General features: G+C 53.0%; 19 protein-coding genes. 12 read left to right on the top strand and 7 right to left on the bottom strand.

Translation table 11 applies throughout. The annotated features are described in order from the left end of the window. The first annotated feature begins 55 nt into the window (after window positions 1-55). Together hprR and HFD94_RS09840 are read left to right on the top strand one after the other, a co-directional pair. Window positions 56-736: a response regulator transcription factor HprR gene (gene hprR / locus HFD94_RS09845; RefSeq protein ID WP_022624753.1), complete on the top strand. Its 681-nt coding sequence runs from the start codon at window positions 56-58 to the stop codon at window positions 734-736. After that, window positions 729-2087: a heavy metal sensor histidine kinase gene (locus tag HFD94_RS09840; protein ID WP_045140140.1), complete on the top strand. Its 1359-nt coding sequence runs from the start codon at window positions 729-731 to the stop codon at window positions 2085-2087. Before hprR ends, HFD94_RS09840 begins: the two co-directional genes overlap by 8 nt. A 263-nt stretch (window positions 2088-2350) precedes the next feature. Here HFD94_RS09840 and HFD94_RS09835 read toward each other — a convergent pair whose 3' ends face one another. Next, the gene (locus HFD94_RS09835; protein WP_010670299.1) at window positions 2351-2644 is read right to left on the bottom strand and encodes a DUF1330 domain-containing protein; all 294 of its coding nucleotides are present in this window, start codon (window positions 2642-2644) and stop codon (window positions 2351-2353) included. 400 nt (window positions 2645-3044) lie between these two features. Here HFD94_RS09835 and HFD94_RS09830 point away from each other — a divergent pair, with 400 nt between their 5' ends. From HFD94_RS09830 to HFD94_RS09815, 4 genes are all read left to right on the top strand, one after another. Then, window positions 3045-3950 carry a LysR family transcriptional regulator gene (locus HFD94_RS09830; protein ID WP_045140139.1) on the top strand — a complete coding sequence of 302 codons (906 nt, stop codon included), beginning with the start codon at window positions 3045-3047 and terminating at the stop codon, window positions 3948-3950. Between the two features lie 147 nt (window positions 3951-4097). Then, window positions 4098-4658, top strand: coding sequence for a YfiR family protein (locus HFD94_RS09825; protein ID WP_033768499.1), 561 nt, complete (start codon window positions 4098-4100; stop codon window positions 4656-4658). A gap of 1 nt (window position 4659) precedes the next feature. Then, entirely contained in the window at window positions 4660-5868 is a 1209-nt protein-coding gene (locus HFD94_RS09820; protein WP_010247285.1) for a diguanylate cyclase domain-containing protein, read from the top strand. A gap of 2 nt (window positions 5869-5870) precedes the next feature. Next, window positions 5871-6344 (top strand): OmpA family protein, encoded by a 474-nt coding sequence (locus tag HFD94_RS09815; RefSeq protein WP_010670303.1) that lies wholly within the window; start codon window positions 5871-5873, stop codon window positions 6342-6344. Between the two features lie 158 nt (window positions 6345-6502). Here HFD94_RS09815 and HFD94_RS09810 read toward each other — a convergent pair whose 3' ends face one another. The 4 genes from HFD94_RS09810 to HFD94_RS09795 form a co-directional block, all read right to left on the bottom strand. Continuing rightward, complete coding sequence (locus HFD94_RS09810; protein WP_010670304.1) at window positions 6503-7513, bottom strand: Gfo/Idh/MocA family protein; 1011 nt, start codon at window positions 7511-7513, stop codon at window positions 6503-6505. Window positions 7514-7522: 9 nt separating this feature from the next. Beyond that, window positions 7523-8350 carry a TIM barrel protein gene (locus HFD94_RS09805; protein ID WP_305848818.1) on the bottom strand — a complete coding sequence of 276 codons (828 nt, stop codon included), beginning with the start codon at window positions 8348-8350 and terminating at the stop codon, window positions 7523-7525. A 98-nt stretch (window positions 8351-8448) separates the two neighbouring features. After that, window positions 8449-9897, bottom strand: coding sequence for a sugar porter family MFS transporter (locus HFD94_RS09800; protein ID WP_010670306.1), 1449 nt, complete (start codon window positions 9895-9897; stop codon window positions 8449-8451). 321 nt (window positions 9898-10218) lie between these two features. After that, window positions 10219-11121 (bottom strand): LysR family transcriptional regulator, encoded by a 903-nt coding sequence (locus HFD94_RS09795; RefSeq protein ID WP_010247278.1) that lies wholly within the window; start codon window positions 11119-11121, stop codon window positions 10219-10221. Window positions 11122-11221: 100 nt separating this feature from the next. Between HFD94_RS09795 and HFD94_RS09790 the strand changes: the two genes are divergently transcribed. The 5 genes from HFD94_RS09790 to HFD94_RS09770 all read left to right on the top strand — a co-directional run bounded on the left by HFD94_RS09790 (window position 11222) and on the right by HFD94_RS09770 (window position 15330). Further along, complete coding sequence (locus HFD94_RS09790; RefSeq protein ID WP_167433083.1) at window positions 11222-12289, top strand: SDR family oxidoreductase; 1068 nt, start codon at window positions 11222-11224, stop codon at window positions 12287-12289. Between the two features lie 88 nt (window positions 12290-12377). Then, window positions 12378-13034 (top strand): SDR family oxidoreductase, encoded by a 657-nt coding sequence (locus tag HFD94_RS09785; protein WP_159226782.1) that lies wholly within the window; start codon window positions 12378-12380, stop codon window positions 13032-13034. A 997-nt stretch (window positions 13035-14031) separates the two neighbouring features. Beyond that, on the top strand, window positions 14032-14523 hold the full coding sequence (tssD, locus tag HFD94_RS09780; protein WP_159226783.1) for a type VI secretion system tube protein TssD: 492 nt from the start codon (window positions 14032-14034) through the stop codon (window positions 14521-14523). Window positions 14524-14533: 10 nt separating this feature from the next. Then, window positions 14534-14902, top strand: coding sequence for a DUF2778 domain-containing protein (locus tag HFD94_RS09775; protein WP_062759225.1), 369 nt, complete (start codon window positions 14534-14536; stop codon window positions 14900-14902). Beyond that, on the top strand, window positions 14899-15330 hold the full coding sequence (locus tag HFD94_RS09770; RefSeq protein ID WP_235038343.1) for a Shiga toxin A subunit: 432 nt from the start codon (window positions 14899-14901) through the stop codon (window positions 15328-15330). Before HFD94_RS09775 ends, HFD94_RS09770 begins: the two co-directional genes overlap by 4 nt. 154 nt (window positions 15331-15484) lie before the next feature. Here the strand turns inward: HFD94_RS09770 and fumA are convergent, their stop codons facing one another. Together fumA and HFD94_RS09760 are read right to left on the bottom strand one after the other, a co-directional pair. Next, complete coding sequence (fumA, locus tag HFD94_RS09765; RefSeq protein ID WP_022624760.1) at window positions 15485-17131, bottom strand: class I fumarate hydratase FumA; 1647 nt, start codon at window positions 17129-17131, stop codon at window positions 15485-15487. A 156-nt stretch (window positions 17132-17287) separates the two neighbouring features. After that, on the bottom strand, window positions 17288-18796 hold the full coding sequence (locus HFD94_RS09760; RefSeq protein ID WP_010247273.1) for an anion permease: 1509 nt from the start codon (window positions 18794-18796) through the stop codon (window positions 17288-17290). Window positions 18797-19385: 589 nt separating this feature from the next. On the opposite strand from HFD94_RS09760, the gene HFD94_RS09755 reads away from it, so the two are divergent. Beyond that, a complete protein-coding gene (locus HFD94_RS09755) occupies window positions 19386-22166 on the top strand; it encodes a flavocytochrome c (protein ID WP_031592419.1) in 2781 nt (926 codons plus the stop codon). The last annotated feature ends 57 nt before the right edge of the window (window positions 22167-22223 follow it).

Below are 22223 nucleotides of genomic sequence, written 5' to 3'. Positions count from 1 at the left end.
GTCATCTGTCGCTGAAACACTGTGGCGGTCATAAATTTCATGGCAAACTGCGCCGATGAAACTATTACTGATTGAAGATAACCAGAAGGCGAGCGCCTGGGTGCGTAAGGGGCTGGAAGAAGCGGGCTATATCGTGGATTACGCCGCAGACGGCCGGGATGGCCTGCATCTGGGGCTGTCACATCCCTACAGCCTGGTGATACTGGATATTATGCTGCCGGGGATGGATGGGTGGCAGGTGCTGAAAACCCTGCGTACCGCCAGTCAGATTCCGGTAATTTGCCTGACTGCCAGAGACTCGGTGGATGATCGGGTGAAAGGGCTGGAACTGGGGGCCAATGATTACCTGGTTAAGCCGTTCTCTTTTGCGGAGTTGCTGGCTCGGGTAAGAAATCAGCTCCGGCAGCAGCAGCCGCACAGTAGCGTACTACGGGTGGGCGATCTGGTGCTGGACTCAGCGCGCTTTCAGGTTCTGCGTGACGGTGTCACTCTTGCACTGACGCGCAAAGAGTTCATGCTGTTATGGCTGCTCGCCAGCCGTCACGGTGAGATTCTGCCGCGGACGCTGCTGGCCAGCGAAATATGGGGCGTTAATTTCGACAGTGAAACCAATATCGTCGATGTTGCTATCCGCCGCCTGCGCCGTAAAGTCGACGACCCCTTTCCTAAAAAGCTCATCACTACGGTAAGGGGCATGGGATATTGCCTGTCAGAAAAAGGAGGCGAGGGTGACTAGCCCTTCTCTGACGCTGCGGCTGACGGCAATTTTTACGCTGATCATGGCGATGGCCTGTGGCGGCATCAGCCTGATTCTGTATAAAGCGTTACGCAGTGAACTGGTCTGGCGGGACGATCAAACGCTGATTAATCGGGCGGCGCAGTTAAGACAACTACTTGAAGATGGTGCCCATCCCAGCTCGCTGCCGCTCTACTTCAATCGGATGGTCGATATCCATCAGGACATTCTCAGCATCCGCTCGCAGCATGAGCAAAACGTCAGTATTAATCATACCGGGATAACGTTGCCCGCGATCTCGCCCACGCCGGTCAGCACGCCACCCAGTGAGAAACAGCTGCACCGCTGGATCAATGCGGATAAGACGGAAGCGTCGGCGTTAAGCCTGCAGGCAAACTCCTCGCTCGGGCCGGTAACCATTACGCTTGCCAGGGTCGCGCGGGAGCGAGCACTGATGCTGGAGCGTTATCGCCAGCAAAGTATTCTGGTTTCACTGGCGGCCATATTGCTGTGCGCCGCAGTCAGTCCGCTGTTGATTCGCAGAGGGCTAAGGGCGATCGGCCGGTTAAGTAAGATCGTGGCAGAAACGGCCAGTGACCGGTTAAATCAGCCCGTGCCGCTTCAGGCTATCCCGCAGGAGCTGCTACCGATTGGCAATGCGCTTAACGCTATGCGTCAGCGCTTATCCACGGACTTTATCCGTCTGACCCAGTTTGCCGACGATCTGGCCCACGAAATCCGCACGCCCATTAATGTGTTACTGGGCCAGAATCAGGTCGCGCTGGGTCATGAACGCTCAGCCGCTGAATATCAGAGGCTGCTCGAAGGCAACATTGAAGAGCTGGAGAGTCTGTCGCGTCTCACTGAAAACATTCTCTTCCTGGCTCGCGCCACGCACCACAATATCAGACTCAATAAACAGGACTTCCTGCTGCAGGACGCGCTGGAAGCGCTGATCGACTTTCTTGAACCGGTTGCGGAAGAGCAGGAGAGGGCCATTGAGCTGAGGGCCGAAGGCAGCCTCAACGCAGATAAAATGCTGTTCCAGCGTGCGATGAGTAATCTGTTGATCAACGCCATTCGTTATTCGCCAGAAAAAGGCACGATTCAGGTCAGTACCTGTCATCACGCTGACTACGTTGAGATTGAGGTGTTGAACGCGGGCGAAGCGCTGGAGGAGCCTGAAAAATTATTTGAACGCTTCTGGCGGGGCGATAACGTCCGTCATACGGCCGGAAGCGGGCTGGGACTGTCGCTGGTGCGCGCAATCGCCGCTTTACATGGCGGAAGTGCTTACTACCGGCATGAGAACGGGCACACTATCTTTGGCCTGCGCCTGCCCCGAAAGTGAGCGTCTGTAAGAAAAACCTCATCCGTGCTGCTTTAATGAAAGCAGAAGGGGATGGAAGCGATCTGCGGAAGTCATAAAGTCAGACACAGCCACCCCCTTGCCAGTTACACGCTACCTAACCGGCACGGTGGTCAGGTAGCGTCAATTACCAGAATATCCCTTGTCACTTTCTCGGGTAAATCCCGGCACCACTGAGCATACTGGTGACATCCTGCGGGCCCCAGGTTCGCTGGAGTCTGCAGCGGCACATGACGGAGAAGTGTTTAAAGGCTGGCCCCTTCAACCAGCACAAACGTCCCGTGCGCAGCCCCTGCACGCAACAGCCTGGCAGCCTGATACGCAGGGCTTTCATAAAAACCTTTGGCTTCGGCAAAAGATTCGAACTCAAATACCACATGCCGTTCATGCGCCTCTCCCTCCAGATTTTCATACTGCCCTGACCAGGCAACGATCTTCGGATTAAACGCCTGCATGGCTTCGCCTGCAGCTCTGGCATAGTCAGCGTATGCGACAGGGTCCGATACGGTCACGTGAGCGATTAAATAACCTTTGTTCATTTCTCTTTTCCTTCCTGACAGGGGGGTGAAATCCAGCGTAAGGCAGCGCGACTGGCGTTAACCAAATCCGGAATGGGGGCTAAGTTTTCAAATCTTCCTTCGGGTCAACGGATTGAGTGGTGAGTAACAACCTTTTCACTGAGTGCTTCCCGATACCCTGAGCAATGTTTGCCGCGAACCGACAGTGCTCTGAATGATGCGGGGATCTGAACCAGTGCTTATGTACACAAACCTGCATGGCAGTTCGCAACGGCGTTGAGCCTTCCGAGAGACGATTCACCTTCATAACGTTCAGATCGCGTTCTGTAATATCCGCGGTGTGAAAGCAGTCTATTACCCATTAATATGGTGATAAATAACGTAAGAAATAACGCACTGTTACTCTGAAGGGGAACAATAAATGAAAAACCTTGAGGCGCTGATTATTTTTGCACGCGTGGCGGAAATGAAGAGTTTTACTCAGGCAGCTGAAAGCCTGGGTATTCAGAAAGGACGCGCCTCACTAGTGGTGCGCGAACTCGAAAGGGAGACAGGCGCCACGCTTCTGCATCGCACCACGCGAACAGTGCAGTTAACGGAAGATGGACGGGCTTTTTACTCACGCGCCCGCGATCTGTTATCGGAAGCCGAAGAATTACAGTCCATGTTCTCTCACGAGGGGATGTCATTGCGGGGCCGGATACGCGTTGATATGCCTGCCGTGCTGGCACAATGCGTGGTGATCCCCGCGCTGCCTCAGTTGCTGGAGGCACACCCTGAACTGGAGATCGAGCTTTCAAGTACCGATCGGCGCGTTGATTTAGTTCATGAAGGGTTTGATTTTGTTATCCGTCTGGGGCCAATCGTTGATGACACGCTTATTGCTCGCCCGCTGGGGCAGCTGCGCATGATCAATGCAGCCAGTCCGGGCTATCTGGCGCGCTTCGGAGTACCGCAGACGATTGATGATCTGCTCAATCATGGCCACCAGATGGTCCATTACCAGCGGAGCTTTGGTTCGAAGCCAGATGGCTGGGAGTATCCGGTGGATGGCGGCTACCAATTGCTGATGTTACCCGGCGCCATAAGGGTAAATAGCGTACCGGCCTATCATGAGGCGGGACTGGCCGGGCTGGGCTTGATTCAGGGCGGTTACTCCACGCTGGCGCCCTATATTGAACGCGGTGCGCTGGTTGAAGTCCTTACCGATCTGTGTCCTGAGCCGCTCAGTGCCTCTTTTGTTGTCGCGCACCGACGAAATCTGTCGCGGCGTGTCAGAGCCTTTATGCACTGGACCGAAGAAATTTTAAAACCTTATTTTGACTGATAGCACAGTGATTCTTACGCCAGATAAAAGTACACCAACAGGGTATGTGGCAAACCAAACCAGAAGTACAAATTTAATCACCGCTATGCTAATATTTCCGCGCTTATTAAGGCGTCCTGCCATGCGTAGAATTTTTGGGAACGCAGTATGATCGATAAATATCAAATTCATCATGACGTCGATGTGCTGCTTTTCATACGCCACATCTGCAAACTCGTTTATACGGGACTTATTTTGCTGCTGCTTATTCCTCATATTGCCAGTGCCGAAATAAAAGATGGCAAAGCCAATGATATCGTCAGTGGTATTATCAGCTTCACCCAGTGGACGGGCTTAAAACAACCGCCTCAATTATGTATTTTTTCTTCAGCCCGGCATCTTTCCTTGCCGGACTCTGCCTCCTCGGCGGCAGCCACATTCACCGTTGTTTATCTTGCCAGCGCAGGCGACCTGCCGTCGCACAGATGCGACGCCGTCTATTTCGGCGATCAGACGTCACAACAGCAGGTGGACCTGATTCAGCAGTTTAAGGGCAGAGCCGTCCTTACCCTCGCGGAGAACAATGCGGATTGCACGCGGGGCGCCGCGTTTTGCCTGATTTTTCATCCGGGCCACACGCTTTTTTCCGTTAACCTTGATTCGCTTGCCAGAAGCGGTGTCAGGGTGAGTCCGGACGTGCTTTTGCTGTCCCGCGAGAGAAGCGAATAAAATGAAATTCGATAAATTAAGAAATGACAAATCATCGATACGCAATAAACTGCGAAAAATAAGCACCATCAACGCTGCGGTGATATTACTGTTGTGCTGGCTGTTGCTCTCCTCGACGTCGCTGCTATTTATTAAAAATTACGAGAAGCGAAACCTTGAATTAATCGGCGCAACCCTCAGCACCACGCTAACCGCTGCGACCGTTTTTTCCGACAGTTACGATGCGCACAATAAAATTGCACGGCTCGGCAATGAAGGGATGTACGCGTCTGCGAAACTGGTCACTAAAGATCAAATTGTTCTGGTCAACTGGCATGCTCAGCAGGAGCAGACGGGCTGGTATTCGCGGTTATTACGTGAATGGATTTATCTTAAACCGCTTAACGTTAGTATCATTCACTCTGACGTTGCTGTCGGTACATTAACGCTGGAAGGCACCGTGACCGGCGCGGTGAGTTTCATTCGATACTCCTTCATGATTCTGACCAGCGGTATGCTATGTGTACTGATTATCTCCCTTTTGCTGAGTGAATTTCTGCATCGGGGTATGCTCGCTACACTGCGCAACATTACCAGCTCGATTCACTATGTGATTCATTCCGGTGATTTTTCCTTGCGTATACCGGAGAGCACGACGAGTGAGTTTCAGCTATTTTCAGATGATCTCAATTCGTTGCTGAGGGAAATGCAATCGCTAAAGGCTTCGCTTATCCGAGATAATCGCTCGCTGGCAGCCAAAGCGCTGGAGGACCCGTTAACCGGTCTTGCAAACCGCAGCGCGTTTGCTGCTCACCTTTCCCGGCTTCTCGACCAGCAATATGCTGAGGAGCGTTTTGCCTTACTCTTTCTTGATGGCGACCGCTTTAAAAGTATCAATGATAACTGGGGCCATGCCGCCGGGGATGAGGTATTAAAAGCGATAGCAGCACGGCTGTTATCACTGGCATCTGAACAGGATCTAGTCGCCCGGTTAGGTGGGGATGAATTTGCCATGCTGGTGAGCAGTCAGGTCAGTGAGGAGCAATTACAGCAACTCATGCAGGACATCCATGACCTCATCATGGAAAAAATCATCCTTGCAGAAGGTACGCCGATAAATACCTCGGTTACCATTGGCTACGCCTGGTCACAACACGGCGATACGGTTGAGTCTATTCTCGAACGCGCTGACATGAATATGTACAAAAATAAGCGAACAAATAAGGCTTAAAGATGAAAAAAAATATTTCCCTGATGCTGCTTATTTTGGCGCTGGTCGGTTGTCAGTCTAAAGAACGTTTTAGTGAGGCGCAGATCGCAGCGATGAAGCGTGCGGGATTCACTCAAAATATGGAAGGCTGGGGATTAGGCTTATCAGATAAGATCCTGTTTGGTGTAAACGAATCAGAACTTACACCCTCCAGCAAAAGTAACATTCAGGGGATGGCAAAAAACCTGGCGTCGACCGGTATTAAGCATGTGCGAATTGACGGGCACACCGATAATTACGGCAAACCGGATTATAACCAACAGCTGTCGCTAAAAAGAGCTAACGCAGTCGCGGCACAGTGGGCGGAAGGGGCTGCTATACCGCGCGAAAATATTATCACACGTGGATTAGGCATGAGTGCACCGGTTACCAGTAACAATAGTGCACAGGGACGCGCGCAAAATCGGCGTGTGGCAATTGTGATTACTGCGCCGTGATAATGAGTTAACAGTGGGCTGTGCTGCGCGCTCAGGCCGGTATGACTCAATGTCCTGCCTGGCGGCTTTATTCGGTTACCGATGATGCGTGAAGAGCCGCGGGAAAAGATGAAACGGAGGAGGAAATGCACGGCGGAACCCGCCGTGCAGCGTTGCTATCAGCGATAAAAAGCCGGTCTTGCTGGCATAGTGACCGGCACAATCTCACCGGAAGTCTGGGCCGCGACGCAGGCATCAGCGGCCACCGCGGCGGCGTAACCATCCCAGGCGGAGGGACCGGTCATCTCACCGCTGATGACGTTGTTGATAAATGCCTGTAACTCCACGTCATACGCATCGATAAAGCGCTTTTTCCAGTCAGTCAGAATGGTGGTGGAGAGCTTAGCCGCGCTGCGAAGCTGCACAGAGACCGGCTCCGGCAGACGAGCAATGCCGCTTTCACCCACCACTTCACACTGAATGTCGTAACCATATTCACAGTTCACGAAGATTTCGACATCAATGCGCGCCCCTTTGGTGGTCTCAAGCAGCACGATTTGCGGATCGCGCAGATGTGACGACGCCTTACGGGTTTTACGCGGGAAGATCACCTGCACGCTGGCATAATCATCATCCAGCAGCCAGCGCAGCACATCGAGTTCGTGGATCAGGGTGTCGGTGATCGCCATGTCGGTGGTGTAGCTGTCGCCCACTTCCGGGTTGCGGTGTGCGCAGTGCAGCATCAAAGGCTCACCAATTTCGCCGCTGTCGATCACCGCTTTTAGTGCGCGATAGCCGCTGTCATAAGGGCGCATAAACCCGACCTGCACCAGCTGACGTCCTGCCTTAATTTCTGCTTCCACAATGTTCATGCAGCCCTGCGCGGTAACCGCCAGCGGTTTTTCGCAGAACACCGCTTTACCCGCCTCAATGCAGGCCAGCACAAAGGCTTCATGCGTCGGGCCCCAGGAGGTGACCAGCACCGCATTGACCTGCGGATCGTTAATCAGATCGATAGCATTGTCATAAATACGCGCTTCCGGCGTCAGCTCGTTAACGATTTGCTGGCAGTTTTCACGGTTGATATCGTTAAGCGCCACCACGCGCGCATTCTGTAACACGGTGCTGCAACGGCGGATGTGTTCGCGACCGATTGCGCCGGTGCCGATGACGCCAATATTAATAGTCATGATAATTCCTTAAGCTGAGTGGTTTAACAGCTGGATGCTGTCGCGGATTTCGCGGGCAATGTCCGCTTCCTGCCAGCTGTTCATCACTGAGGAGAACGGCTCAAAGGCGTAAAGGCCGGTGTAACCCATCTTCTCCAGTCGCTCGACCTGCTGCTTACTGCGCAAGCGGTCTTCCGCGCTGAGCATGATGCGCTCTTCGTCGGTTAGCTGATTAACCTGGCGCGGGTCGGTGACGCCGGAAAGGTGAACCAGACCGATCTGCTGAATATCGATCTCCTGTTCGAAAGTCTGTTCCGCATCTTCAAACAGATGATGATGGAAGGTATCGATCAGCAATCTGAATGGCACACCCGCTTCATGGATCAGCGTCTGAGCCTGAGTAGCCGAACGCAGCGAGCTTTGCGGAAAGCCCAGCGGCTCCACCAGCCCCTGAATACCTGCCTCAGCGAACAGCGGGGCCAGGGTTTTCAGCGCGCTTACGGTGTCGGCAGCGCTGATCGGCGTGCCGTCATTAAGCGGGCAGAGCACCAGCGATTCAGCGCCGACCGCCTGCGCATCACTTAACAGCTGGCGGGTGCGTTGCAGCACCTCTTCATTCAGCTGATTAAAGGGATAGAGCGCATTGATGGTCACAATCCGGATGCCTGACTCACGTGCCAGAGCTTTTACCTCGTCGCCGCTGAGATCGTCGGTGACGCGGCCACTGGGCATATCATTACGCAGTTCGACATTATGGATACCGAGCTGGCTGACCAGTTTAAAAAACTGCGGAAGGGTGAGGCTGGGCGCAATTTTACGGTTGATGCAAAAGCGCGCGTTGGGAATATTCAGGCTCATAACAATTTCCTTGAATGTAGGGGTACAGTGTTAATAGCAATCGGGTAGTCAGCGTAATGCTGCGGGCCGTGAGTTTTTCAATACGGACGTTTCAGGCACTATTTTTTGCCGTTGCCGTTATAAAGCGCATAGAAATAGTGCTCGACCTGCTCAAGACTTCTTCCCCGGGTCTCGGGAATAAACTTCACAACAAAAACAGAACCGCCGATGCCGATAGCCGCGAATATAAAGAAGGCTCCGGCCAGACCAAATGCGGCTAATAACAGCGGGAAGGCCATGGAGATGGCGAAATTGGCGATCCACAGCGAGAAGACAGCGCCACCCATACAGATGCCACGCATCCGGGCGGGGAAGATTTCCGACAGCAGCAGCCAGGTAACGGGTGACAATGCGCCCTGCTGGAAGCAGAGAAACATCAGCATTCCCGCCAGCACCAGATAAGCCCGCAGCAGGTTGACCGTGCCGTTGAGGTATTCCGGCATCAACCAGCAGACCAGCCCGATAAAGAACAGGCAGCAGGTGCAGCCCATCTGTCCGATTAACACCAGCGGACGGCGTCCCACTTTGCCGATTAGCCAGATACCCGCCAGCGTCATCACCACGGAGATCACGCCATTGGCGATGGTGGCGAACAGCGCGGCATCGTTGCTCAGTCCGGCGGCGGTCAGCATGGTGGGGGCGTAATACATAATGGTATTCACCCCGGTCAGCTGCTGGATGGCGGCAATACCCACGCCCAGCAGGAAGATTTTCATCAGCCAGGGTGTGGCGAGATCGCGCAGGCGGCCTTTGCCACGCTGACGGTTCTCTTCAATGGTTTCCTCAATCTCTTCCAGCTCCCACTCGACATCTTCGGCGGCACGGGTTTTTTCCAGGACCTCGCGCGCTGCCTGACTGCGGCCTTTCATGACGTGCCAGCGCGGGGTTTCAGGCATAAAAATCATGCCGATCCAGAGCAGAACAGCAGGGACAATCGACAGCGCCAGCATCCAGCGCCAGGTATTTTCGCCGCCCCAGATATCGTTAAAGGTGGCGTTGGAGATGTACGCCAGCAACTGACCGCTGACGATCATCAGCTCCTGCAGGGTGACCAGCTGGCCACGTTTATTGGCGGGTGCGATTTCTGCGATGTAGACCGGCACGGTCGCGGCAGCACCCCCCACGGCAAAGCCCAGGAACAGGCGAGAAGCGATCATCCAGGTGACATCAGGCGCCAGCGCCGAGCCGACAGCGCCAAAAGCGAAGATAAGCGCCAGCGCAATGATAATGCGTCGTCTGCCGAGGCCATCCGCCAGATGACCGGCTGCCAGCGCGCCGAAGGCTGCACCAAACAGCAGGGAGCTGGTGACCAGCCCGGTAGTAAATGGGGTGAGATGCAAATCGCCGCGCATAAACAGTAATGCGCCTGAGACTACACCGGTGTCATAACCAAACAGCAATCCACCCAGGGTGGCGACCAGCGCAATAATCTTCACAAAAGGCTCGGTGCGGGTGGTGCTATTTGGACCGGATGCCGGGTTCGACGAGATATAAAGTTCTTTTTCCATGAATACTCCTGGTAATAACGGCAAAGACAAAACGTCAGAACATGAAGAAGACATCACCCTACTGATATTTTTATTTCGGGTTAAATTATATTTGAAACTTAGTTTTCATTATGTGAGCTCAACCCTTCCGCCATTTTTATTTTGATGGGATTCCATCAGAGCAAAAATAAAAACATTAAATTTAAGCGGGTTATAGGTGAGGTTGATAAGTTACCGGCGGTTCAGGCAGGGCGGAACAGCGGGAAATCAGCGGCTGTAAAGAGTAAATGATCGCGGTCAGGATGAAACATCCCAACCGCGATAAACAGATAGCAGGGCGGGTTAGCGGATTTCCAGCGCGGTGAGCGCCGATAACAGCGCATCGACCTTAGGCAGGAACTGTTTACGGCGTGGCCACACCACGCTCAGCGTCAGCCCCTCGGGCTGCAACTGCGGCAAAATTATCTCCAGGTCGCCCTGTTTCACGGCATGCTGAATCAGCCACGAGGGCATTTGTGCCACGCCCAGCCCGGCGATGACAGCCTGCAGCTGGGCATCAACGTCGCCCAGTGCCAGCCGGTACGGCACCTCGCGCCAGTGCGGCTGACCATCTTCGGTGGTGAACAGCCAGGGTTTGGTGCTGCCGTCTACACGCTCATAAAGGATGGCGCGGTGGTTCAGCAGCGCCGCCTCATCTTCAGGTCGTCCTTCACGTGCCAGATAAGCGGGTGAGGCACAGAACTGCATCTGCTCGCGGCCCATATTACGCCAGCCCAGCGAAGCAGGCAGGTCGGGCGCGCCGCCGATCCGTACCGCCACATCCACGCCCTCTTCAAACAGGTCAACGAAGCGGTCAGAAAAACTCAGGCTCAGTGCCAGTTCCGGGTGTTGCTGACAAAAGGGCATCAGCAGCGGCATCACATTGAGGCGGCCATAGGTGGTGGGCACCGCCAGGCGCAGGCGACCGGAAGGAATCGTTCGCTGTGCCGCCAGCACCGCTTCGGCTTCGGCCAGATCCTCCAGAATACGCAGGCAGGTCTGGTAATAGGCGCTGCCCGCGTCGGTGAGGTGCAGGCTCCGTGTGGTGCGCTCCAGCAGTCGCGAGCCTAATCGTGTCTCCAGGCGGCTGACGCTTTTACTGATCGCCGATCCGGTCACGTGCAGACGCTCCGCAGCGGCGGTAAAACTGCCACACTCTACGCTGGCAACAAACGGCAGAATATCTTTGAGGCGATGATCGTGCATCGATTAATGAACTCAGGTTGAGAATGCTGTGAATAAATGCCAGAGATAAGAACTGAATTCTCTATTAGGCTTAGCATTACGCAAAACGAGGAGAAATCAAATGAAAAAGCATGCTTTGATTGTGGGCATCAGTGGCGTTATTGGTCGCGGACTGGCAGATAAATTACAGAAAGAAGGCTGGCAGGTCAGCGGTCTGTCACGCGGACGTGGCGCGGTACCTGAAGGTGTCACCAGCCTGACGGCCGATCTGACCGATGCGGATGCCGTCCGGGACGCGCTGAAAACAGAGAAACCGGATGCGCTGTTCTTTAGCGTCTGGGCGCGTCAGGAAAATGAAAAAGAGAATATCCGCGTTAACGGCGGCATGGTGCGGAATGTGATTGAAGCACTCGGTGACCGCTTACAGGGTTCGCACGTGGCACTGGTAACCGGACTGAAGCACTACCTGGGGCCGTTTGAAGCTTACGGCAAAGGCGCTGTGCCTGTCACGCCGTTCCGTGAAGAGCAGGGCCGTCAGCCTGTTGATAACTTCTACTATGCGCAGGAAGATGAAGTGTTCGCTGGTGCAGAGAAGTATGACTACCGCTGGAGTGTGCATCGCCCACACACCATCATCGGTTATGCCGTAGGCAATGCGATGAATATGGGGCAGACACTGGCGGTCTACGCAACGCTGTGTAAAGAGAAAGGCTGGCCGTTTATCTTCCCTGGCTCACCTGAGCAGTGGAACGGTGTCGTTGATATGACCGATGCGGGCCTGCTGGCTGAGCAGCTACACTGGGCGGCGACCTCACCTAATGCCGCTAATCAGGATTTCAATGCGGTAAACGGCGATGTGTTCCGCTGGAACTGGATGTGGCCAAAACTGGCTGACTATTTCGGCATTGAAGCAGCGGAATACCCGGCGCAGATGATGCCGCTGGAAGATCGCATGCAGGAAGCCGCCAGTGCATGGCAGGCGATTGCAGAGCAGCATCAGTTGCGTGAATCGGATGTCACCAGACTGGCTTCCTGGTGGCATACCGATGCCGACCTGGGACGTCCGATGGAAGCCTTTACTGATATGAGTAAGAGCCGCAAAGCGGGCTTCACCGGTTATCGCAGCACGCTCGACTCCTTTATTCAGCTGTTTGATAAGCTGAAAGCGGAAAAAGTGATCCCGCAATAACCCAGCAGGCGCCGCATCAGGCGCCTGTTTTGTTTCTGACTGATAGCTATACTCTGGCACTCAATCAGTAAATGGAGGATTGGATCCTATGGCGACATGTTTCATTATCGGCGCAGCGGGCAAAGTGGGCCAAAAGCTGACTCGTCAACTGAGCAGTAAAGGCCATACAGTGACGGCGCTGCACCGCAAACCGGAGCAGGCAGAGACGCTGCAGGCCGCTGGTGCTAAACCGGTGGCTGGCGATATTCAGCAGCTGAGCGTGACGGCACTGGCAGATCTGATGACCGGTCACGATGTGGCTGTCTTCACGGCGGGTGCGGGCGGTGCCGGGATCGAGCTGACCAATGCCATTGACGGAGAAGGGCTGAAGCTGGCGGTTGCCGCAGCAGAACAGGCGGGGGTATCACGCTTTATGCTGGTTTCCGCTTTCCCGGATGCGGGCCGCGGTAAAACTCCCTCAGAGGGATTTGAGAATTACATGCGGGTGAAGCGTCTGGCAGATGTGGAACTGGTAGCGAGTAAGCTGGAGTGGGTGATCCTGCGACCGGGTACGCTGACCGATGAAGCCGGTACCGGTCGGGTTCATGCCGATCTGGCGATTCCGTATGGTGAGATCCCGCGCGAAGATGTGGCGGCGACACTGGTCGGCCTGATTGAAAATCCGGAAATTAAGTATCAGATCATCGAACTCACCAAAGGTGATGTGCAGATTGATGTGGCGTTGCAGCGGCTGCAGCGAGGCTAAAAAACTGCCTCAAAAAGTTGGAAACTCAACTTATTCAGATGCAGTTCAGGGAAGAGTCCAGGCTCTTTTCCTGAATAACGTTTTACGGTAGTCAGACATTACCAGGAATAAGAGGGATGGCTACCGTGAAGCTGCTGCCCGTCATGTCGTTGGCGTAAGGTTGTTGGTCGCCGAATCTCTGCTCATTATTAGACTGTTAATCCCACGCCGTTACTCATCAATTATTTATCTGAAAAACAGCCAAATGCCAAATTGAAGGCTGAACGCCGATGATATGCCATATAGTTATCCCGTCTGAAAATATCGCTCATGGAAATGGCCGGTCGTAGGCATTTTACAGCGTGACTGCACCGGTGGCAGCGTTAATCAAAAGAAGGCAATGAGGTAGCTGAATTTTATGTTAGCGGCGAAAAGCGTTAACTCTCTCCGATAATTTACCCCTTCAGTACTGAAGTCATGTCCGAATGTCGTTCAGAAAATCCCGCCACGGCGCGAGTTAATAAATGTCAGTCAAGGCATTTACGCGGCTATCAGCGGCTGATTCACCTGTGCTTCATATCAATCTGCGGTTGCAGATCCAGATGACAACTTATCATTAAAAGCTTCGGTCAGCATATGTGGTGCAGATTCCTTCGTGTAAGTGAAACTGCTTTAATAACGCTATAGCTGAAAGCTTTTTCGTCACGCTTTAATCCCTGGACTTCATTCTGGAGGAGTCAGATAGTATTAGTTGTGCAGAGGAAGGTCATAGACACTGGGCTCCCCACTATAACTCTGAACGCATCAGTCTGCGTCTCAATAGCTTCAGCCCGGTTAAGTTCAGATTACAATAAAAGAGGGTGTCCTGAGGGCAAAGATAGGATGCGTGAGCAGACCGAAAATGGAGGAATATATGCGTTTTTATTGATTGCCATTAATTAAATGTCATTCAGCATTTCATAATGGGAGCGCAGGCGGAGGATACTATCACTCTTCATATGACAAAGGAGTGTGTTAAATGGCTATACCAGTATATCTGTGGCTTTACGATGAAGAAGGGAAATTAATAAAAGGCTCTGTCGATGTCACTGAACGCGAAGGAAGCATTGAGGTAACTGGGATGCAGCATAATTTATTTATTTCCACGGACGACACAACAGGTGCAGTGACAGGCGCGCGGCAACATGAGGCTTATACTTTTGAAAAAACTATTGATAGCGCATCGCCGCAATTGTATAAAGCGCTAACAACAGGGGAAACGCTAGCAAAAGCGGTGTTCAGCTTCTACCGCATCAATTACAACGGTCAGGAAGAGGAGTATTTCGTAACGAAACTCGAGTGTGTGAAGGTTTGTCACGTCGTGACGGTTATGTTCGATACCAAAGACCCGGATTTTGAAAGGCACGGTCACGTAGAGCATGTCGGGCTGCGTTATGAACAAATAGCTTGGCATTATACAGATGGCAATATTAAACACACCGATAGCCTGGAAGAGCAGAAAACAGCATAAGGAAATCACAATGGCTAAATGGATTTATAAACAAAGTACGGGTGAGTTATATCGCGATGGCAAGTTAATTGAAACAGGCTACTCTGGTATTCTTACAAACAAAAATAATCCTGATCGCGAGCAGGTTCGTGGTATGGGTCCAATCCCGCGAGGAACCTGGAGAATCGGCAGTACCGGAACCAGCAAAGGCCCGCTCACAATTACCCTGGTTCCGCTCAGCGTCAACGCTTATGAGCGTGATATGGGTACATTCAGGATGCACGGAGACAAACGCCACGGCATCAGAGGTTTTGCCTCTGCTGGCTGCATAATTATGGGACCATCAACACGCTTACTGGTTAGTAAAGATTACGGCGCAATTCTGGAGGTGGTGCGGTGATTAATCATTATGTGCTGAGTCTGGCCCTGGCCCTGTTACCGTTCGCTGGTTACACAGCAGATACACCTGGCAGTGAATGCGCCGCTCGGGGTCATTATGCGGAGGAGATGCTCTTATCTGCTATAACCAAAGAAGGTGTTAATGGGATTGAGCGAGATAAAACAACAGTTGAAGTGCTAAATCTTTCCCTCGTTTCCGATGCGTTAGCGCATCAGTTTGCGCAGAAAGACGCTAAAACAGGTAAAGGTCTCTTGCTCAAAGATTACTTCGATATTTACCACAATAACGGCGCAATGAACCTGACGGTTAAATACACCTATACCAACGTGAAAGGCGCAAAAAATGTATATATTGTCTCCAGTATACTAAATAACGATGAGTGCTCTGTCCGATTCAACGGATATTTGACACTTTCCCGTGAGTTCTGAAGGGGGGTTAGCTATCCCGGGAAAAGTTGTCAGATAAAAGAGTTGCGAATTTATGTTGAGTTCCCCGGCCAACCTGAAATTGATTAGCCGGGGAAATTTTTAAAATCTCCTGCGTCCTGCCTTTCGGAGGCTGTTCGATTAAAGGTCTTTTTCGTTACTTAACGCATTTCGCGCAGTGCGCGCGCTCAATGTGCTGGAAGAAGTCGTTACCTTTGTCATCAACCAGGATAAAGGCAGGGAAGTTCTCCACCTCGATTTTCCAGATCGCTTCCATTCCCAGCTCGGGATACTCCACGCATTCCAGACTTTTAATGCTCTGCTGCGCCAGCACCGCTGCCGGACCACCAATGCTGCCGAGATAGAAGCCGCCATGTTTATGACAGGCATCCGTCACCTGCTGGCTGCGATTGCCCTTGGCCAGCATGATCTTACTTCCGCCGTGTGCCTGAAGCAGATCCACGTAGGAATCCATACGACCGGCAGTGGTCGGGCCGAGTGAACCAGAAGCATAACCTTCAGGCGTCTTCGCCGGGCCAGCGTAATAGACCGGATGATCTTTGATGTACTGCGGTAATCCTTCGCCGTTATCGATGCGCTCTTTGAGTTTTGCATGCGCAATATCGCGCGCCACGATAATAGTGCCGGTCAGTGACAGGCGGGTTGAAACCGGATAAGCGGACAGTTGCGCCAGAATCTCTTCCATTGGGCGGTTGAGATCAACCTGCAACGCTTCACCTTCGCCCTGCTGACGCAGTGCTTCCGGGATCAGGCGGCCTGGGTTGGCTTCCAGTTTCTCAATCCAGATACCTTCACGGTTAATCTTCGCTTTGATGTTACGGTCAGCCGAGCAGGAGACGCCCATGCCGATCGGGCAGGAGGCGCCGTGACGTGGAAGACGCACCACGCGGATATCGTGTGCAAAATATTTGCCGCCAAACTGCGCACCCAGACCGAGCTGCTGCGCCGCTTCCAGCAGTTCCTGCTCCAGCTGAACGTCGCGGAACGCCTGACCGTGCTCGTTGCCTTCAGTGGGCAGCCCGTCGTAATAGTGAGTTGAGGCGAGCTTCACGGTTTTCAGTGTGCTTTCTGCCGAGGTGCCGCCAATGACAAACGCAATATGGTAGGGCGGACAGGCTGCGGTGCCGAGGGTACGCATCTTATCCACCAGGTAATTTTTCAGCTTGCCCGGGCTCAGCAGCGCTTTGGTTTCCTGATAGAGATAGGTTTTATTGGCGGAACCACCACCTTTAGCGATACAGAGGAACTTATACTCATCGCCATCCACGCTGTAGAGGTCGATCTGCGCTGGCAGGTTAGTGCCGGTATTCACCTCTTTATACATATCCAGAGCGGCATTCTGCGAATAGCGCAGGTTATCTTCGATATAGGTGTTGTAGATACCCTGTGACAGCGCAGCTTCATCACCGCCGCCGGTCCAGACGCGCTGGCCCTTTTTGCCCATGATGATCGCGGTGCCGGTATCCTGACAGGTTGGCAGCACGCCTTTGGCGGCAATTTCAGAGTTCCTTAAAAACTGCAGGGCGACATATTTATCATTGTCGCTGGCTTCCGGGTCATCAAGGATGGAGGCGACCTGCTGCTGGTGGGCCGGACGCAGCATAAAAGAGGCGTCGTGGAACGCCTGCTGGCTCAGTAACGTCAGCGCCTGAGGATCGACTTTAAGGATCTCCTGACCCTCAAACTCGGAGACGGAGACATGCTCACGACTCAGCAGATAGTATTCGGTATCTTCGTGGGACAGCGGGAAAGGGTTCTGATAGACAAAAGGCTTGTTCGACATTTTTTCTCACTTAATGACCGGCTGAACCTCCGCGGACAGGCTGCGGGGCGCAACATCATAGGCGAATTAATTGTTTATTATGCTTCCCCAACGCGGGTGCGGTGGGGAAGTGCAGGAATGGTATCTTATAACGCGTTGATCTGCATGTTGTATCCGTCAGAACAACCACACCATCCACGGATAGGCAATCAGCATCATGGAGCCTAAGAAGATGGCACCGAAGATGGTTCCCAGACGCCAGTAGTCTTTGGTAGGCAGATAACCGCTGCCGTAGTAAATCGGGCTTGGACCAGTACCATATGGCGTGATGATGCCCATCACACCCAGAGAGGTACATAACATCAGGCAGAAGACCGGCATATTGATGCCTGGAATGGAGGCTGCAATGGTCAGCATGGCCGGTAACAGCGCGGTGGTGTGTGCGGTGGTACTGGCAAACAGATAGTGCAGCAGGAAGAAGGCGATTAACAACACCACGGCCGAAACCTGTGGGTCATAACCCTGCAGCAGCATGCCACCCTCTTTACCTAACCAGGTAATAAAGCCGACGCGGGCCAGACCATCGGCCAGTGCCACCAGGGTGGCGAACCAGGCAAAGGTGTTCCAGGCCGGTTTATTACTGGTGATGTCATTCCAGGTCAGTACGCCGGTCCACAACATCAGAACTACCACCAGCAGCGCCGCCATGGCAGGTTCGATCCACGAGGTGGCGAAAATCCACATCAGCAGGGCACAGACTACAAACACCAGCAGCAGGATTTCATTGCGGGTCAGTCTGCCCAGTTTTTCCAGTTCAGCGATGGCCCATTTCGGCACTTCATCATTGATTTTAACTTCAGGTGGGTAGAACCAGTAAGCCAGCAGCGGCATGGTCAGAATCAACAGCACACCCAGCGGCAGGAAGGCCAGGAACCACATGCCCCATGAGATATCAAAACCGACGATGCTTTTTACCAGTGCCAGTGCCAGCAGGTTGGGTGCCAGCGCAGAGAGGAACATGGAGCTGGTAATACAGGCCGCGGTAATCGCTACCCACATCAGATAGGAACCGATTTTTCGGGCGCTCGGGTCATTAGGTTTAGAGCCGTAAAGCGGCGGCAGGTTGGCGATAATCGGGTAGATGGTACCGCCACTGCGCGCGGTGTTTGACGGCGTAAAGGGCGCCAGAAGCAGGTCAGCAAAGGTAATAGCATAACCCAGCGTCAGACTGCGGCGACCCAGATACTTCACCAGAATCAGGGCCAGGCGGCGACCAAACTGCGTTTTGTCATAACCCGCGGCGAACATAAAGGCACCGAAGATCAGCCAGACCGTGGAGTTGCCGAACCCACTGACCGCCCATTTGAACGACTCACTGGCGACTTTGAATTTCGGGTTAGCCAGTTCAGCCGGGCTGAAGAGCAGAAACTGGCTGAACAGCGCGATGACCACCACGCCGGTCAGGCCGATCACCGCGCCTGGCAGGGGTTCAAAGATCAACCCGACAATCACGCCGACGAAGATGGCGAAGAAGTGCCAGGCGTAGGGTTCGAGTCCGGCTGGTGTGGGCACCAGCAACAGCAACACGGCAACGAGCACCGGCAGAGCAAGCATGATAGCTTTCTTTTTACCCGGCGCCGCAGGTGCGACTTTTGGGGGTTCAGTTACAGCTGAGAGTGGTTTCATAGTATTTTATCTGCAAGTTAAGAAGAATGCGATTTGCGCCCCGGACCTTCACTGATGACTTTCTTTCTTATTCTTAATAGTGTGAATAAACCGCGATGCACTGATTTTTTTAATCTGCTGCTTAGTTACTGAGCTGCATTTTTAAATCCATGTAAATATGATGCGATTTTTGCAAATATAGATTTTGATCCAGATCAAAGAAATTAATTCATTATTCTCCATTTTTAACATTTATTTTTAATTTATATTTTCTGCATCGAAATTTTGACAGTTTTGTGAAGCTGGTCGACAAATCATCAGCTCACGTAAACTGAATGTCTTGCTTTAACCGCATGATGATAAACGATTTATTTTTTATGTAAACGAATGGTTGATTTTTGGTTACCCATGGTTAACAATTAATATAACTTCACTTTATGCATTCGGCAAATAAAAACTCTAAATCATTTAAAAGTTAAAAAAGTAAATTTATCGCTTATGAAAGCAAAGAAAAGGGTATATTAGTCTCATGACATCGGACCACTTAATTAAGCGATAATTTGCGTCCGCTAAAAAATTTCCAGACTTTTAAATCTTGGAGTTTATCGCAATGAAATCTCTCACCCCCATCCTTAATCCACTGACCCTGCCTAATGGCGCTGTGTTGAAAAACCGACTGGTAATGGCGCCGATGACCACCTGTACCGGTTTTTATGACGGTACGGTCACCAGTGAGCTGGTCGAGTACTACCGCGCACGTGCAGGCAGCATCGGAACCGTAATCGTTGAATGCTGCTTTATTGACAACCGTGGCCCGGCATTTCCGGGTGCCATTGCTATCGACAGCGACAACAAAATTCCTGGTCTGAAACGCATCGCGGACGCGATTAAATCTGAAGGCTCTACGGCCATTTTGCAGATCTATCACGGCGGCCGTATGGTCGAACCGGAGCTGATTGGCGGCAAAACGCCGGTTGCGCCAAGCGCCATCGCGGCACCGCGTGAAGGGGCAACCAAACCCCTGGCGCTGAGCGCCGAAGAAGTCGAAACCATGATCACCAAATTTGGTGATGCGGTGAACCGCGCCATCAAGGCCGGTTTCGATGGCGTCGAAATTCATGGTGCTAACACCTACCTGATTCAGCAGTTCTATTCGCCGAACTCTAACCAGCGCGATGACAAGTGGGGCGGCAGCCGCGATAACCGCGCACGCTTCCCGCTGGAAGTGCTGGAAATCACCCACAAGATGGCTGAGCGCTTCGCCCATAACTCTTTCATCATCGGCTATCGCTTCTCGCCGGAAGAGATCGAAGTGCCCGGCATTCGCTTTGACGACACGCTCTATCTGCTGGAAAAACTGGCGGCGCGCGGCCTCGACTACGTCCATTTCTCGGTAGGTCAGCTGCTGCGTCCGTCAATTGTCGATACCCAGGACCCGACGCCGCTGATTGAGAAATTCGTCGCGATGCGTTCGCCTGTGCTGGCAAAAGTGCCGGTGATTGGTGTTGGCGGCGTCGTCAATAAAGCCGATGCCGAGCTGGCGCTGGAGAAAGGCTACGATCTGGTGGCGATTGGTAAAGCCTGTATCGCTTATCCGAACTGGGCTGACCGCATCATCAATAACGAACACCTCGATCTCTACATCGACAGCAACAAACGTGAAGAGCTGCAGATCCCGGAACCGCTGTGGCGCTTCTCCCTGGTCGATGCGATGATCCGCGACATGAGTGAATCGGGCCGTAAATACAAAGCGGGCGTCTATCAGGAAAAAGTCGAAGCCGAAGCGCTGAAACTGAAAATCAACGTCACGCTGGATACTGACCGTATCACTGACATCTCGCTGGTGCCGGATGACACCCTGGATGTGGACTTCACTACTACCTTTGAAAGCCTGCGTAGCCGCATCCTGGTGGCCAACAGCCCACACGTCGATGCGATTACCGGTGCGACGACCCAGAGTGAGGCGCTGAAAAAAGCGGTTTCACGCGCGCTGACCACCTCCAGCAAAGAGCATGTGATTGAAGAGGGCGGCAACCCTAACGCACCGCAGAATTACGATGTGGTGATTGTGGGCAGCGGCGGTGCCGGCCTTGCGGCGGCGATTCAGGCGCACGATGAAGGGGCGCGCGTGGTCATCATCGAGAAGATGCCGACCATTGGCGGTAACACCATTAAAGCCTCAGTGGGCATGAACGCCGCGGAAACCCGTTTCCAGAAACTCAAAGGCATCGAAGACAGCAAAGAGCTGTTCTACGAGGAGACGCTGAAAGGCGGTCAGTTTAAAAATAATCCGGTGCTGCTGCGTGAGTTTGTAGAGCTGGCTCCGGAGGCGATTGAGTGGCTGGCGAATCACGGCATTGAGCTTAACGACATCACCATCACCGGCGGGATGAGCATCGATCGTACCCACCGTCCGGCGGATCGTTCAGCGGTGGGTGGCTTCCTGATCAGCGGTCTGGTTAAAAACATCAACAGCCGCAACATCGAAGTCCTGCTGGAAACCTCAGTCTCAGAAATCCTTTATGAGAACGGCGCGGTAGCGGGTGTGAGAGTGGTCGATGAGTACAACGACAGCCGTATCCTGAACGCGAAAAGCGTGATTGTGGCGACCGGCGGATTCAGTGCGAACCGTGAACTGGTAGTGAAATATCGCCCTGAACTCGATGGCTTTGTCACCACCAACCACAAAGGTGCCACCGGCAGCGGTATTGCCATGCTGGAAAAAATTGGTGCCGGTACCGTGGATATGGGCGAAATCCAGATTCACCCAACGGTTGAACAGACCACCTCTTATCTGGTCTCCGAATCCATTCGTGGCGGCGGTGCTATCCTGGTCAGTCAGGCGGGTGAGCGCTTCTACAACGAAATGGAAACCCGCGATAAAGTCTCGGCGCAGATTATCGCCTTGCCAGAGAAGAGTGCCTGGATTGTGTTTGACGAGCAGGTGCGGATGAATAACAAAGCGGCTGACGAATATATCGCCAAAGGCTTTGTGGTCAGCGCGCCAACCGTGGCAGAACTGGCGGTGAAACTCAACATGAGTGAGCATCATACGCTGGAAGCCACGCTGGCCCGTTACAACAACTTCGTTATCATGCAGAAAGATGAAGACTTCGGTCGTCAGACCGCGCTGCGTCATCCTCTGAGTGAAGCACCGTTCTACGCGATTCGTGTTGCACCGGGCGTACACCACACCATGGGCGGCGTCACCATCGACACCACCACCGCGGTGCTGGACAGCCAGAAACAGGTGATTAACGGCGCCTGGGCCTGTGGCGAGGTGGTTGGCGGCATTCACGGCGCGAACCGCATCGGCGGTAACGCAGTCGCCGATATCATTATCTTCGGCATTCTGGCCGGTGGTAACGCCGCCGCTTACGCCCGACGTTAAGGGTCGTCTCCGGCATCCGCGCTCTGCGGATGCCGCTCTTTTCTTTTTAAAGCAGAG

Source organism: Pantoea sp. EKM20T (genome assembly GCF_011800485.1).
Lineage (GTDB): Bacteria > Pseudomonadota > Gammaproteobacteria > Enterobacterales > Enterobacteriaceae > Pantoea > Pantoea agglomerans.
Note: the sequence above shows the minus strand (reverse complement) of the source record. Positions and strands in the feature narration are given on the sequence as shown.

Coding starts and splice junctions, on each gene's coding strand:
- hprR (WP_022624753.1), top strand. CDS start 56: ATGAAACTATTACTGATTGAAGATAACCAGAAGGCGAGCGCCTGGGTG.
- HFD94_RS09835 (WP_010670299.1), bottom strand. CDS start 2,644: ATGAACAAAGGTTATTTAATCGCTCACGTGACCGTATCGGACCCTGTC.
- HFD94_RS09830 (WP_045140139.1), top strand. CDS start 3,045: ATGAAAAACCTTGAGGCGCTGATTATTTTTGCACGCGTGGCGGAAATG.
- HFD94_RS09825 (WP_033768499.1), top strand. CDS start 4,098: ATGATCGATAAATATCAAATTCATCATGACGTCGATGTGCTGCTTTTC.
- HFD94_RS09820 (WP_010247285.1), top strand. CDS start 4,660: ATGAAATTCGATAAATTAAGAAATGACAAATCATCGATACGCAATAAA.
- HFD94_RS09815 (WP_010670303.1), top strand. CDS start 5,871: ATGAAAAAAAATATTTCCCTGATGCTGCTTATTTTGGCGCTGGTCGGT.
- HFD94_RS09810 (WP_010670304.1), bottom strand. CDS start 7,513: ATGACTATTAATATTGGCGTCATCGGCACCGGCGCAATCGGTCGCGAA.
- HFD94_RS09805 (WP_305848818.1), bottom strand. CDS start 8,350: ATGAGCCTGAATATTCCCAACGCGCGCTTTTGCATCAACCGTAAAATT.
- HFD94_RS09800 (WP_010670306.1), bottom strand. CDS start 9,897: ATGGAAAAAGAACTTTATATCTCGTCGAACCCGGCATCCGGTCCAAAT.
- HFD94_RS09795 (WP_010247278.1), bottom strand. CDS start 11,121: ATGCACGATCATCGCCTCAAAGATATTCTGCCGTTTGTTGCCAGCGTA.
- HFD94_RS09790 (WP_167433083.1), top strand. CDS start 11,222: ATGAAAAAGCATGCTTTGATTGTGGGCATCAGTGGCGTTATTGGTCGC.
- HFD94_RS09785 (WP_159226782.1), top strand. CDS start 12,378: ATGGCGACATGTTTCATTATCGGCGCAGCGGGCAAAGTGGGCCAAAAG.
- tssD (WP_159226783.1), top strand. CDS start 14,032: ATGGCTATACCAGTATATCTGTGGCTTTACGATGAAGAAGGGAAATTA.
- HFD94_RS09775 (WP_062759225.1), top strand. CDS start 14,534: ATGGCTAAATGGATTTATAAACAAAGTACGGGTGAGTTATATCGCGAT.
- fumA (WP_022624760.1), bottom strand. CDS start 17,131: ATGTCGAACAAGCCTTTTGTCTATCAGAACCCTTTCCCGCTGTCCCAC.
- HFD94_RS09760 (WP_010247273.1), bottom strand. CDS start 18,796: ATGAAACCACTCTCAGCTGTAACTGAACCCCCAAAAGTCGCACCTGCG.
- HFD94_RS09755 (WP_031592419.1), top strand. CDS start 19,386: ATGAAATCTCTCACCCCCATCCTTAATCCACTGACCCTGCCTAATGGC.